General features: G+C 76.7%; 12 protein-coding genes. 5 read left to right on the plus strand and 7 right to left on the minus strand.

Annotated features, from left to right (window positions below; translation table 11 throughout):
* Positions 1 to 538: 538 nt before the first annotated feature.
* The 4 genes from ABD990_RS27145 to ABD990_RS27160 form a co-directional block, all read right to left on the minus strand.
* Complete coding sequence (locus tag ABD990_RS27145; RefSeq protein WP_345383590.1) at positions 539 to 1,546, minus strand: ABC transporter ATP-binding protein; 1,008 nt, start codon at positions 1,544 to 1,546, stop codon at positions 539 to 541.
* Positions 1,543 to 3,105, minus strand: a complete 1,563-nt coding sequence (locus ABD990_RS27150) for an ABC transporter permease (protein ID WP_345383591.1) — start codon at positions 3,103 to 3,105, stop codon at positions 1,543 to 1,545. The genes ABD990_RS27145 and ABD990_RS27150 overlap by 4 nt, the downstream gene beginning before the upstream one ends.
* Positions 3,102 to 4,130, minus strand: a complete 1,029-nt coding sequence (locus tag ABD990_RS27155) for an iron ABC transporter substrate-binding protein (protein WP_345383592.1) — start codon at positions 4,128 to 4,130, stop codon at positions 3,102 to 3,104. Before ABD990_RS27155 ends, ABD990_RS27150 begins: the two co-directional genes overlap by 4 nt.
* 103 nt (positions 4,131 to 4,233) lie before the next feature.
* The gene (locus ABD990_RS27160; protein ID WP_345383593.1) at positions 4,234 to 5,202 is read right to left on the minus strand and encodes a TAXI family TRAP transporter solute-binding subunit; all 969 of its coding nucleotides are present in this window, start codon (positions 5,200 to 5,202) and stop codon (positions 4,234 to 4,236) included.
* 144 nt (positions 5,203 to 5,346) lie between these two features.
* Between ABD990_RS27160 and miaB the strand changes: the two genes are divergently transcribed.
* A complete protein-coding gene (gene miaB, locus ABD990_RS27165) occupies positions 5,347 to 6,831 on the plus strand; it encodes a tRNA (N6-isopentenyl adenosine(37)-C2)-methylthiotransferase MiaB (RefSeq protein WP_345383594.1) in 1,485 nt (494 codons plus the stop codon).
* A gap of 23 nt (positions 6,832 to 6,854) precedes the next feature.
* Positions 6,855 to 7,385, plus strand: coding sequence for an Rv2732c family membrane protein (locus tag ABD990_RS27170; RefSeq protein ID WP_345383595.1), 531 nt, complete (start codon positions 6,855 to 6,857; stop codon positions 7,383 to 7,385).
* 80 nt (positions 7,386 to 7,465) lie between these two features.
* Here ABD990_RS27170 and ABD990_RS27175 read toward each other — a convergent pair whose 3' ends face one another.
* The 3 genes from ABD990_RS27175 to ABD990_RS27185 all read right to left on the minus strand — a co-directional run bounded on the left by ABD990_RS27175 (position 7,466) and on the right by ABD990_RS27185 (position 9,753).
* Positions 7,466 to 7,909 carry an endonuclease domain-containing protein gene (locus ABD990_RS27175; protein WP_345383596.1) on the minus strand — a complete coding sequence of 148 codons (444 nt, stop codon included), beginning with the start codon at positions 7,907 to 7,909 and terminating at the stop codon, positions 7,466 to 7,468.
* Positions 7,910 to 8,130: 221 nt separating this feature from the next.
* Positions 8,131 to 8,334, minus strand: coding sequence for a type IV toxin-antitoxin system AbiEi family antitoxin domain-containing protein (locus ABD990_RS27180; protein WP_345383597.1), 204 nt, complete (start codon positions 8,332 to 8,334; stop codon positions 8,131 to 8,133).
* Positions 8,335 to 8,487: 153 nt separating this feature from the next.
* The gene (locus ABD990_RS27185) at positions 8,488 to 9,753 is read right to left on the minus strand and encodes a DUF349 domain-containing protein (protein ID WP_345383661.1); all 1,266 of its coding nucleotides are present in this window, start codon (positions 9,751 to 9,753) and stop codon (positions 8,488 to 8,490) included.
* Positions 9,754 to 10,635: 882 nt separating this feature from the next.
* Here ABD990_RS27185 and ABD990_RS27190 point away from each other — a divergent pair.
* From ABD990_RS27190 to dapF, 3 genes are all read left to right on the plus strand, one after another.
* Complete coding sequence (locus ABD990_RS27190) at positions 10,636 to 11,355, plus strand: class III extradiol ring-cleavage dioxygenase family protein (protein ID WP_345383598.1); 720 nt, start codon at positions 10,636 to 10,638, stop codon at positions 11,353 to 11,355.
* Positions 11,352 to 12,251, plus strand: a complete 900-nt coding sequence (gene miaA, locus ABD990_RS27195) for a tRNA (adenosine(37)-N6)-dimethylallyltransferase MiaA (RefSeq protein ID WP_345383599.1) — start codon at positions 11,352 to 11,354, stop codon at positions 12,249 to 12,251. Before ABD990_RS27190 ends, miaA begins: the two co-directional genes overlap by 4 nt.
* A gap of 73 nt (positions 12,252 to 12,324) precedes the next feature.
* Positions 12,325 to 13,155 carry a diaminopimelate epimerase gene (gene dapF / locus ABD990_RS27200; protein ID WP_345383600.1) on the plus strand — a complete coding sequence of 277 codons (831 nt, stop codon included), beginning with the start codon at positions 12,325 to 12,327 and terminating at the stop codon, positions 13,153 to 13,155.
* Positions 13,156 to 13,188 lie beyond the last annotated feature (33 nt).

The raw sequence follows: 13,188 nt of genomic DNA on the forward strand, positions 1-13,188 counted from the left end.
GACGCTGCCGCAGATCCTGCTGCTGATGGCGCTGCTCTTCGCCGTCCCCGCGGTGCGGGCGCTGGACCGGAGCAGGCCCTTCGCGCTGCCCGCGGCCGTGTACCTGGTGGGGCTGCTCGGCCAGTTCGTCGACGACGGCGGCAACGCCTTCTCCCTGCGGCAGATGAGCGTGCACACCGTGATCTGGCTGTTCGCGCTGGGCTGGGCCGCGCAGCGCGCCGGGACCGGCCCGCAGCGGGTCGCCGTGCTCGCCGGCCTCGCGGTCGCCGTGCCGATGATGTTCGCCCACGAGCCGCACCGGGCGGCGGTCGTGGCGGTCGGCACGGCCCTGCTGCTGGTCCCCACGCTCCCGGTGCCGAGGCCGCTCGTGCGGGTGTGCGGGCTGCTGGCGGGGGCGTCGCTGGCGATCTACCTGACCCACTACGCCGTCATGACGGCGCTGACCGGGCTGCCCACGGCCCTCGTCGTGCTCGCGTGCCTGGTCGCCGGGGTCGTCCTGCAGGAGCTCCTCGGCCGGGCTTGCGCCGCGGTGCGGGCGTCAGTCCGGGTAGAAGCGGACCGGTCCGTGCACCTCCAGGCCCACCGCGGTGCCCGGCTCCGGGGTCTCCGGTTCGGCCGTGCGGCAGCGCAGCGCCGTGCCGTCGAGGTCCACGAGCACGGTCGCGTCGTGCCCGTGGAAGATCACCTCCCGGACGCGCGCCGGCCCGCCGGGGCGTAGCCGCAGCTGCTCGGGCCGGACCAGGAGCCGGCCCGGGCCGTCCGCGGCCGCCACCGGCAGCGCGCCCAGCACGGTCTCCGCACAGCCGCCGCGGGCGACCGCGGGCAGGACCACCGCCTCGCCGACGAAGGTGCCCACCCCGAGATCGGCCGGTGCGCCGTAGATCTCCCGCGGCGGGGCGGCCTGGACGATCCGGCCCTCCCGCAGCAGGGCGACCAGGTCCGCGACGCCGAGCGCCTCCTGCTGGTCGTGGGTGACCAGGACGGCGGTCGTGCCGGCCGCCCGCAGCGCGTCCCGGACCTGCTCGCGGACCTCGGCCCGCAGCCCGGCGTCGAGGGCGCTGAACGGCTCGTCGAGCAGCACCAGCAGGGGGTCCGGGGCGAGCGCGCGGGCCAGCGCGACCCGCTGTTGCTGCCCGCCGGAGAGCTCCTGCGGCATCCGGTCGGCGAGGTCCGCCAGCCCGACCAGGTCCAGCAGCTCGCGCACCCGGTGGCCGCGGCGGGCGGCCCGGTCGAGCCCGAAACCGACGTTCGCGGCCACCGACAGGTGGGCGAACAGGGAGCCGTCCTGCGGGACCAGGCCGACGCGGCGGCGCTCGGGCGGGACGTCGACGCCCGGCCCGGCCACGACGCGCTCGCCGAACCGGATCTCGCCCGCGTCGAGCGGATGGAAGCCGGCCACGCAGCGCAGCAACGTCGTCTTTCCGCTGCCCGAGCCACCCAGCACCGCCACGAGCGCGCCGGCGGGCACCGTGAGGTCCACGCCGCGCAGGACGGACACGCCGGGGTGGCCCGCGTGCACGTCCGCGACCGTCAGACCGGCGTTCACCGGTGCACCGCCCGATCGAGCAGGGCGGCCGGGACGGCCGAGACCAGCACGAGGACCACGGCGTACGGGGCGGCGGCCGCGAACGCGCCCGCCCCCGTGTGGCTCCACAGCTGCACCGCCAGGGTCTCGGTGCCGGTCGGCCGCAGCATCAGCGTCACCGGCAGCTCCTTGACGACGGTGAGGAAGACGAGCGCGGCGCCGGCGACCGTGCCGGGCAGCGCGCGGGGAAGGGTGACGCGGGCGAACGCGGCCGCGCGCCCGCAGCCGAGCGAGCGCGCCACCTCCTCGTGCCCGACGGGCGCGGCCGCGACGGCGGTCCGGACGGCCCCGACCGCCAGGGGCAGGAACAGCACCGCGTACCCGACGACCAGCAGCGGCAGCTCCTGATACACCCCCGGCACCAGGCGGATCCCGACGAAGACCAGGGCGAGCCCGATCGTCACACCCGGCAGCGCGTGGCCGGCGTAGGCGGCGGTCTCGACGGCGGTGACCGTCCGGCCGCGGTATCGCGCCGCGAGGATCCCGACCGGCAGCGCGAGCAGGGTCGTCAGGGCCGCACCCAGCCCGGCGGCCTGCAGGCTCCCCAGCGCGGCGCTGCCCAGCGCCGGCCAGTCGACCCCGCCCGACGTGCCCGCCACGGTCCAGCGCACCAGGCTCACCGCGGGCACCCCGAGCGCCGCGCCGGCGACGGCGGCCACCGCGAGGAGCGCCGGCGGCCGCCAGGCGCCCAGCCGCACGGGTACCGGAGGTCGCGGGGTGCCGCGCCCGACCCATCCGGCCGCCCGCCCGCGTGCCCGGTACTCGCCCCAGGTCAGCAGCGCGGCGAGGGCCACGAGGACGCATCCGAGCACGGCGGCGGGCGTCCGGTCGAAGGTGGCCCGGTAGCTGGTGAAGATGCCGAGGGTGAAGGTCTCGTAGCGCATGAGCGAGACCGCGCCGAAGTCGCTGAGCACGTAGAGCGCGACGAGCAGGCTCGCGGCCGCGGCCGTCGGGCGGACCCGGCGCAGGGTCACCGCCAGCAGGACCTGGCCCGGGCCCCGGCCGAGGGAGCGGGCGACCTCCTCCAGCCCGCCGTCGGACACCCGGAGCGCCGCTGCGACCGGCAGCAGCACGTACGGGTAGCTGACCAGGGTGAGCACCAGGAAGGCGCCCGGGAAACCGGCCAGTCCCGGCCACTCGGCGATCCAGGTGAACCCGGCGACGTACGAGGGGACGGCCAGCGGCAGCGCCAGGACCACGGCCCACGCCCGACGCCCGGGCAGGTCGGTGCGGGACACGAGCCAGGCCAGCCCACAGCCCAGGACGAGGCAGGCCGCCGTGACCGTGCCGGCGAGCAGCACGCTGCGGACCAGCAGCTCGCCGGTCCGCGGCCGGGTCAGGACCGCGGCGACCGCGCCGGGACCCGCCTCCAGGGCGCGCACACCCAGGTAGAGCAGCGGGACGCAGGCCAGCACGCCCGTGACGACCGCGGCGCCGAGCAGGGCCCGGGGCGCCGCCCCCGATCGCGAGGACCGCGCCGGGGACGGTGCCGAGGAGGGTGCCGAGGAGGGTGCGGTCACGCCAGACCGGTCTCCTGCAGCAGCGTCAGCGACTGCTGCAGCGAGGCCAGGTCGGACAGGTCGATGTCCGGCGGCTGCAGCTGGTCGAGGGGCGGCAGGGTGTGCCGGGTGGACGTGACGCCCGCGCGGACCGGGTACTCGGCGGTCTCGTCGGCGAAGTACTGCTGGGCCTCGGGGGAGACCAGGAACTCGACCGCGCGGCGGGCCATCTCCTGCTGGGCGGTCCCGGCGACGACGCCGGCGCCGGCCACGTTGACCAGGCCGAGCGGGTCGCCGCCCGGCACGTAGTGCACGCGGGCGGGCACGGCCTGCTCACCGACCTCGGCCACCCGCTCGTACCAGTAGTAGTGGTTGGACAGCCCGAGGGCGATCTGCCCGGCGTTCACCGCGTCGAGGATCTGGACGTTGTTCTCGAACCGCACGGGCTGGTTCGCGGCGAAGGCCTGCAGCCAGGCCCGGGCGCCGTCCTCGCCGCGCAGCACCCGCACCCCGGTGACGAAGGCCTGCCAGGAGGCGTTCGTGGGCGCGTAGCCGATCCGGCCGCGCCACTTCGGGTCGGTCACGGCGTCGAGCGTCGCCGGGAGGTCCGCCTCGGACACCTGCCGCGGGTCGTAGAACAGCACGCGGGACCGGGCCGAGGTGGCGACCCAGCTGCCGTCGTCGGCGCGGTAGATCTCGGGCACGGCCTCGAGCGCCGCGGGCGGCAGCGGCTCGAGGCGGTTCGCCTCGTCGAGCGCCCCGAGGGCACCCGCGTCCTGGGAGAAGAAGACGTCCGCCTCGGTGCCGGTGCCCTCCTCCAGCAGCTGGGCGGCGAGCTCGGCACTGCCCCCGTAGCGCACCTCGACGCTCCCGCCGACCCGCTCCTCCAGCTTCTCGAGCAGCCCGCCCACGAGCTGCTCGTTGCGGCCCGAGTAGATGGTCAGGTCGGCGGAGCTCCCGCAGGCGGTCAGCGGGGCGAGGGCCGCCACCACGGCGACCGTCGCCGAGGCGATCCGGACACGTCGGGAAACGCGGGGGCGGGGCACGGGCGGCTCCTCGGTCGGCGGGCGGGTCGCCCGGGTGAGCGGAGCATAGCCTTGTTATGCCCGAGCATTGCCTGTCCTTTACCTCACCTCTCGGACGGTCCCGTCACGCGCCCTTGGCCTCGCGGTAGAACCGTTCGGCCCCGGGGTGCAGCGGGACGGGCTGGGTGCCGATGGCGGCCCGGGCGTCGATCGTCAGGGCGGAGGGACTGGTCGTCGCGAGCCGGGGCTGCTCCGCGAACACCGTGCCGACGAGGGCGCCGGCCAGGTCGTCGTCGAGCGCGGCGGGCACCAGCAGCAGGTTGCGCACGAACAGCGTGGCCACCGGCTCGCCGATGTCGTACGTGGAGGCCGGGACCGTGCCGGAGGAGTAGACGGGGTAGCGGGCCCGGACGGCCTCGAGCAGGTCGGACAGGTCCAGCAACCGGATCGGCGTGGCCGCGGCGAGCTCGGCGACGCCCGTGGTGGGCAGGCCGCCGAACCAGAAGAAGGCCTCGATCTCCCCGGCCTGCACCGCGTCGGCCGCGTCGGACAGACCGAGCTGCCGGGCGTCGACGTCCCGGTCCGGGTCCAGGCCGGCGCTCTCCAGCAGGCGCCGGGCCACGGCGTAGTACCCCGAGGTCGGGGTCCCGATCGACACGGCGCGGCCGCGCAGGTCGGCGATCCGCCGGACCGGCGAGTCCCGCCGGACCACGACGTGCAGCGCGTCGTCGTAGATGCGGGCGAGGGCGCGCAGCGCGCGGGGATCGCCCGGCGCGAGACCCGCGAGCCGCTCGGCCGCCGTGTCGACCTGGCTGAACGCGACGTCCGCGGTGCCGTCCGCGAGACGGTCGAGGTTCTCGACCGAGCCGGCCGTCGTCAGCACGGTGGGGGTCGCGGCCAGGCCGAGGTGCTCGCGCCACACCTCGGCGAGCGCCCCCGCGAGCCGGACGTAGACGCCGGAGGCCACGCCCGCGGCGATCGACAGCCGGCGTCCGGCGAAGTCGGCGCCGCAGGCCGGGAGGGCAGGGAGCACGGCGAGGGCGGCCAGGACGCGCAGCGCGGACCGGCGGTCCAGCCGGCGTCCGGGCTCCATCGCGGCATCGTGCCGGAGCCGGTGCCGCCGTGTCGTCCCCGGGCCCGTGGTGCCGGGCGGTGTGCGACGGCCGGCTCCGCCCGCTCGGCCCGCGTGTCGACGGTCGGCTCCGCCCGCTCCGCCTGCGGGGCATACCCTCGTGGCGTGACCCGCAGCTACACCATCCGCACCTACGGGTGCCAGATGAACGTGCACGACTCCGAGCGGGTGGCCGGTCTGCTGGAGTCCGCGGGCTATGCGCGCGCCGAGGACCCGGCGCAGGCGGACGTCGTCGTCTTCAACACCTGCGCGGTCCGGGAGAACGCGGACAACAAGCTCTACGGCAACCTCGGCCACCTGCGCCCGGCCAAGACCGCGAACCCCGACATGCAGATCGCCGTTGGCGGCTGCCTGGCCCAGAAGGACCGGGACACGATCACGAAGAGGGCCCCGTGGGTCGACGTCGTGTTCGGCACGCACAACGTCGGGTCGCTGCCCGCGCTGCTCGAGCGCGCCCGGCACAACCGCGCGGCCGAGGTGGAGATCCTCGAGTCGCTCGAGGTCTTCCCGTCGACGCTGCCGGCGCGCCGCGAGTCGGCCTACGCCGGATGGGTCTCGATCTCGGTCGGCTGCAACAACACCTGCACCTTCTGCATCGTGCCCTCGCTGCGCGGCAAGGAGCGCGACCGGCGACCGGGGGACATCCTCGCCGAGGTCGAGGCCCTCGCCGCGGACGGCGTGCTCGAGGTGACCCTGCTGGGGCAGAACGTCAACGCCTACGGATCGGAGTTCGGCGACCGCCAGGCCTTCGCGAAGCTCCTGCGGGCGTGCGGGACCGTGCCCGGGCTGGAGCGCGTGCGGTTCACCTCGCCCCACCCGCGGGACTTCACCTCGGACGTCATCGCCGCCATGGCCGAGACGCCGAACGTCTGCCCGCAGCTGCACATGCCGCTGCAGTCGGGATCGGACCGGGTGCTGCGGGCCATGCGCCGCTCGTACCGCTCGTCGCGCTTCTTGGGCATCCTCGACGAGGTGCGCGCCTCGATCCCCGACGCCGCGGTGTCCACCGACATCATCGTCGGGTTCCCGGGGGAGACCGAGGAGGACTTCGCGGAGACGCTCGAGGTCGTGCGCCGCGCGCGCTTCGCGCAGGCCTTCACCTTCCAGTACTCGCCCCGCCCGGGCACCCCGGCGGCCGAGCTGCCCGACCAGCTGCCCAAGGCCGTCGTCCAGGAGCGGTACGAGCGGCTGGTGGCGCTGCAGGAGCAGATCTCCTGGGAGGAGAACCGCGCGCTCGAGGGCCGCGAGGTCGAGGTGCTGGTGAGCACGGGGGAGGGCCGTAAGGACGGCGCCACCCGGCGGATGAGCGGGCGCGCCCGGGACGGGCGGCTGGTGCACTTCGCGCCCGGCCCCCGGGTCGACGCCGGCGGCATCCGGCCCGGCGACCTGGTGACGGTGCGGGTCGGCTACGGGGCGCCGCACCACCTCGTCGCCGACGACGGGGTGCTGGACCACCGGCGCACCCGCGCGGGCGACGCCCACGAGGCCGGGCAGCGGCCGGGCGGCGCACCGACGGGGCTGGGCCTGCCGGGCTTCGGTAGGCCGGCCCCCGAGCCGGTCGCCGCGGGGTGCGGGGCCCAGGGGTCGTGAACGAGGGACGGACGGAGCGGACGATGAGCGAGGAGCAGGGCTCCCGCCGGGAGCGCCGGGGACCGGACGGCGACCGGGCGCCGTGGGACCGCGAGGCCGACCCGACGCTGTCGGCGCTGGAGACGGAGCTCGCCGGGGTGGCCCGGCGGGTGGAACGGCGGATCGACCCCGGGGTGGCGGCGCTGGTCGCCGCGATCGGCACCCTGGCCGTCGTCGGGGCGCTGCTGCTGCCCTGGGTGGCGGGAGCCACGGGCTGGCAGCTGCTGGTCGGGGCGGAGTCGGCCGGGCCGCTGCCGCGGCTGTTCACCTTCACCGCCACCGCGTTCGGCGTCGTGGCGTCGGCGCTCGCGCTGACCACCCGGTACTGGGCGCTGGCCTGGATCTCCGCCGTCGGCTGCGGGATCTCGCTGGTCAACGGCGTGTGGGCGGTGTGGAGCCGGCAGACCGGGGCCCCCGAGGGCGTCGCGGGCCCCGGCCCGGGGCTGATCCTCGCGGTGCTCGGGGTGGCGCTGCTGACCTTCACCTGGGCCCGCATCTCCCTCCAGCGCCGCTAGACGGCTCTACGGCGCGCCCGTGATCCACGTCCGGGCAGCGGAACGCTCGGATTCCGGACGTCCCGCTGCCCGCGCGTGGATCATGGTCCGAGCGCGCGGCGGATCGCGGCGACCACGAGATCCGGATCGCCCGTGAGGTCGTGCCAGGTGAAGCGCAGGACGGTCCAGCCCGCCGCGACGAGGGCGTTCTGCTTCGCGCGGTCGGCGCGGAACCTGTCGACGTCCGAGTGCCAGGCCCAGCCGTCGGACTCGACCGCGAGCCGCGCGGCCGGGAAGGCCAGGTCCAGCGTCCAGCACCCGAACCGGCGTCCGCGGACCCAGCCCGTGATCCCGGCGACGCGCAGCAGCCGGAACAGAACCCGCTCGGCTGCCGAGTCGGCACGGTCCGCGGCGGCGACGAGCAGGGCGCGCATCCCCGCGGCACCGCGGCACCCCAGTGCGCGCCGATAGGCCCGCAGCACGTCCTCGAACCGGACGTATCGCTGGAGAGCACGGTCGAGGAAGGCGCCGCCGTCCGGCAGCACCGCGGCGGTCTCGAGCGCGGTGAGCGGCGGCGCGGTGAGCCGGACACCCGACGGCGGGTCAGATCCTCGGCAGCGAGGTCCCGCCGCCGTACGCGGATGCCCGGCGGCGGCATGGGCGCTCGCCGGCGCGGCACGGTCACCCGCACGCCGACGGGCGGACGGTCCAGCATGCCCAGCCACCACGCCGCCGCGGGCCCGGACACCGCCCCGTCGGGCAGCGTTCAGAGCGCGGCCACACGCAGCCGGACCACCGGGTCGTCCGCCGAGCCGTGGGCCAGGTAGACGCGCGGCGCCAGCTTCTGCCACGCACCGCCGGCCACCCGGCGTCGCACGGCCTGCCCGGAGATGCCGAGAGCGGCGGCCTGCTGCAGCGTGATCAGGCCGCCCTGGCTCGCCAGCAGGCGGGTGAGGGATGTCGGGGGCACGGCGCGAGAGTGCGGTTCCGACCCCCGGTCCCGGCGCGCTTCCGCTGCCTCGTTCGCACCTGTGAAGCCATGATCCGCGTCCGGGCAGCGGAACGGTCGATATCCGATCGTTCCGCTGCCCGGCCGTGGATCGTCGGCCGTCGCGCTGCCGGCTCAGCGGTCCTGGACGGACTGCTCCGCGGTCTCCAGCCACTCCCGCCACTGCGCGGCCTGCTGCTCCGCCTGCTGGGCGCGACGGTTGTCGCCGGAGGCGCGGGCCTTCTCGGCCTGCGCCTCGAACTGGGCGACGCGGTCGCGGAACTGGGCGACGCGGGCCTCGGCCTCGGGGTCGGTGCGCCGCCACTGCCGGTCGGCGGCCTCGCGCACGGCCTCCTCGACGGCGCGCAGCCGCTGCTCCAACGGTCGCATGTCCTCGCGCGGGACCTTGCCGATCTCCTCCCAGCGCTCCTGGATGCCGCGCAGGGCGATCCGGGCGGCGTCGGGATCGGAGGTGTCGATCTTCTCGGCCTCGTCGAGCAGCGCGCGCTTGGCCTGGGCGTTGGCCGCGAACTCGGAGTCGCGCTCGGCGAACACGGCCGAGCGGCGCGCGAAGAAGGCGTCCTGGGCGCTCCGGAAGCGGTGCCAGAGGGCGTCGTCGGCGTCCTTCTGCGCGCGGCCGGCCGCCTTCCACTCCGCCATGAGGTCGCGGTAGCGGGCGGCGGTGGGCCCCCAGTCGTCCGACTCGGCGAGGGCCTCGGCCTCGGCGACCAGCTCCTCCTTGCGCGCCTTGGCCCCCGCGCGCTGGCGGTCGAGGTCGGCGAAGTGCGAGCCGCGGCGCCGGTTGAAGGCCTCACGGGCGCGGGAGAAGCGCTTCCACAGGGCCTCGTCCGTCTTGCGGTCGATGCCCTTGATCGCGCGCCACTCGTCGAGGATCGCCTTGTAGCGGTCGCCCGCCTGCTTCCACTGGGTGGACTCGGCGGCCATCTGCTCGGCCTCCGCGACCAGCGCCTCCTTGCGGGCGATCGCCGCGTGGCGCTGCTCGTCCCGGGCGCTGCGGGCGGTGGCGACGGCGTCCTCGGCCATCCCGACGAGCTCGTCGAGCCGCTTGCGCAGCCCGTCCAGGTCCCCGACGACGGCGGCCTCGTCGAGTCCGTCGCGCAGGGCCTTCGCGCTGGTCAACGCGTGCTTCGGGTCCCCGCCGCCGGCGGCGAGCCGGGCGACCAGCAGCTCGGCCTCGGCGAGCAGGTCGTCGAACCGGCGGGCGAAGTGGGCGAGGCCCTCGTCCGGGGCGCCGGCCTGCCAGGAGCCGACCCGGCGCTCACCCTCGGCGGTCCGCACGTAGACGGCGCCCTCCGGGTCCACCCGCCCCCAGCGGGACGGGTTCTCCGACGCCGTCGCGACGGGCGAGGGCTCGACGGGTGGGGCCACGGGCCGGGCCACCGGGGCCGGCTGGGCCGGAGGGGCCGGGCGGGCTCCCGGGGGCGGACCCGGTCGCGGACCGGGCCGGGCGCCGGGCGGGGGGCCGGGCTTGGGCGGGCCGGGTTTCGGGGGAGCGGGCTTCGGCGCCGCAGGCTTCTCGGCCGCAGGCGGCGCGGCGTGCTGCTCACCGGATGGCTGCGGGGCGCTCGGCCGGTCGCCGGAGGGCTGCGGAGCGGGGTGCTGCTCGGCGGAGGGCTGCGGGACGGCGTGCTGCTCGGCCGAGGGCCGCGGCGCGGCGTGCTGCTCGGCCGAGGGCCGCGGCGCTGCGTGCTGCTCGCCCGCAGCCTGCGCGACAGCCGAGTGCACGGTGACGGGTTCAGCGGTGGGCCGTCCCGCAGGTGGCTGCGCGGCGGGCTCCTCGGTGACGGCCTGCGGGGCCGCGACGTCCGGAACCCGTGGCGCCGGCTCGCTCGGTGTCGACTCGTCGGCCGCGGCGTGCTCGCCTCCCGACTCGGACGCCTCCGGGTCGTGCGGTGCGGGCGTGCTCGCGGCGGTGCCGGGCAGGTCCTCCCGCTGCGTCTCGTCCGTGTGCTCGTCCGACACCGTCGTCCTCCCTCGTTCGGGCCCGCCGCGGGGACGGGCGCCCCGCCGCCGGACGGCGGGGCCGTGCACGAACCGGCCCGTCGCGACGCGCGACCACCGGTCGGCGGAATTCAAACAGGTCGGGCGGGCGCACGGAACCGCAGCGACCCGGACGAGACCGCGGGCGGACGCCTGAGCGCGCCGAGTCGCCGTCGTCGCGACTCTCCGGCTGCGATCTGCGACGGAGGGTGACGACGGCCGGTCCGCGCAGTACCCACCGCCCGCCGGTGCGGTCGGCCGCGCCGCACTACTGTCGGTCGCGTGCTGTCGCTGGTCGTCGTGCTCCCGCACCCTCCGCTGCTCGTCCCGGAACTGGCCGCGGGAGCGGCGGCCGAGACGGCGGAGCTGCGCGCGGCGGTGCGGTCGGCCGCGGCCCGGCTCGCCGGGGCGGCCCCGGACTGGATCGCGGTGGGCGCCGATGCCGCCGGCCGCCGGACCGTCCCGCCCGCGACCGCCGGCACGTTCGCCGGCTTCGGCAGGGACATTCGGGTCGCGCTCGGGCCCGGCGCCGGTGAAACCGACCCCGATCTCCCGCTACCGCTCCTGGTCGCCGGGTGGGCCGCCGGCGAGACCGACGCGGAGCCGCGCATCCGGGGCGAGCTCGTCGCCGACGACGCGCCCACCGCCGACTGCCTGCAGCTCGGTCGCGAGCTGGCCGCGGAGGCCGAGGCCGCGCCCGGACCGGTGGGGCTCCTGATCGTGGGCGACGGCGCCGCCACCCACACCGACAAGGCCCCCGGCCATCTCGACGAGCGGGCCGCGCCGTTCGACGCCGGCGTCGCGAAGGCCCTCGAGCACGGCGACCCGGCCCCCCTGGCCGCGCTCGACCCGGACCTGGCCGCCGAGCTGTGGGCCGCCGGCCGCGCGCCGTGGCAGGTCCTCGCCGGGGCCGCGGAGGGCCGGGACTGGCGCGGCGAGCTGCTGTACTCGGCCGTCCCTTACGGCGTGGCGTACCACGTGGCCGTGTGGACACCGGCGTGACCAGGCTCGTCGCCGTCGTCGGGCCGACCGCGACGGGCAAGTCCGACCTGGGCCTCGACCTCGCCGAGGCGCTGGGCGGCGAGGTCGTCAACGCCGACGCCATGCAGCTCTACCGCGGCCTCGACATCGGCACGGCGAAGCTGCCGGTCGCCGAGCGCCGGGGGATCCCGCACCACCAGCTCGACGTCCTCGACGTCACGGAGACCGCGTCCGTCGCCGTCTACCAGCGGGAGGCGCGCGCGACGATCGAGGCGCTGCTCGCCGCCGGGCGCACGCCGGTGCTGGTCGGCGGCTCGGGGCTGTACGTCCAGGCCGTGGTCGACGAGCTGGAGTTCCCCGGCACCGATCCCGCCGTCCGCGGGCGCTGGGAGGCCGAGCTGGCCGCCGTCGGGGCCCCGGCGCTGCACCGCAGGCTGGCCGCGGTCGACCCCGCGGCGGCGGAGAGCGTCCTACCCAGCAACGGCCGGCGCATCGTCCGGGCGCTGGAGGTCATCGAGCTGACGGGGCGCCCCTTCCGCGCAACGCTCCCCGGGCAGCGGACGGCGCGCTACGACGCCGTACTGCTCGGCGTCGACCGGGACACCGCCGAGCTCGACGAGCGGATCGCCCGGCGCGTCGACCTGATGATGGAGCAGGGGCTGGTCGAGGAGACCCGGGGGCTGCTCGCGAAGGGTCTGCGGGAGGGGCGGACGGCGTCCCGGGCACTGGGCTACCAACAGGTGATCGCGGCCCTCGACGGCGAGTACGGCCTCGCGACGGCCGCGGCGGAGACCGTGCGGGCCACCCGCCGGTTCGTCCGCCGGCAGCGCTCCTGGTTCCGCCGCGACCCCCGCATCCACTGGTTCGACGGCGCCGACCCGGAACTGTCGGCGGCGGCTCGTAGGCTGGTCACGTGAGCGAGCGCCGGCGAGCGAACCATCCACACATCAGCGACGCGAGCCGTCGGCCGAGCGTCGGCGAGGGCGAGCTGTGAGCGACGGCATCCCCTTCTCGAAGGGCCACGGCACGCAGAACGACTTCGTCGTGCTGCCCGACCCCGACGGCGCCCTCGACCTCACGCCGGAGCGGGTCGCCGCGCTGTGCGACCGGCGGCGGGGGCTCGGGGCGGACGGGGTGCTGCGCGTGGTCCGGTCGGCCGCGCTCGGGGTCGAGGGCCCCGAGTGGTTCATGGACTACCGGAACGCGGACGGCTCGGTCGCCGAGATGTGCGGCAACGGCGTGCGCGTCTTCGCCCGGTACCTGCAGCACGCGGGCTGGTTCCGCAGCGGGGAGCTGCCGCTGGGCACCCGCGCGGGCGTCAAGCGGGTCACGCTCGAGGGGGACGGGGTGTCGGTCGAGATGGGCCGGGCGCTCGTCGGGCCCGAGAGCGTGGCGACGGTCGGTGGCCGGGAGTTCCCGGGCGTGGCGGTGGACGTGGGGAACCCGCACCTCGCGTGCGTCACCGACACGGACCTCGCGGCGCTGGACCTGACCGTCCCGCCGGGCCGGGACGAGGCACTGTTCCCGCACGGGGCGAACGTCGAGTTCGTCGCTCCCGCCCGCGGCGACGAGCCGGTCGCCATGCGGGTGCACGAGCGCGGCGTGGGGGAGACGCGGTCCTGCGGCACCGGCACGGTCGCCGCCGTCGTGGCCGCGCTGCGGGCGGCCGGGCGCGCCGAGGGCCGGCTGCCCGTCGACACCCCCGGCGGGCGGCTCGAGGTCACGGTCCGCGACGACGGGGCGTCGACGGTCCTGCACGGGCCCGCGGTCCTGGTCGCGCACGGTGAACTGGATCGATCGTGGTGGGAGTCCGCGGGATGACGCGCGGGTGAAACCGGCCGACACGGCGGCCCG

The sequence above is a fragment of the Pseudonocardia yuanmonensis genome, from assembly GCF_039542425.1.
Lineage (GTDB): Bacteria > Actinomycetota > Actinomycetes > Mycobacteriales > Pseudonocardiaceae > Pseudonocardia > Pseudonocardia yuanmonensis.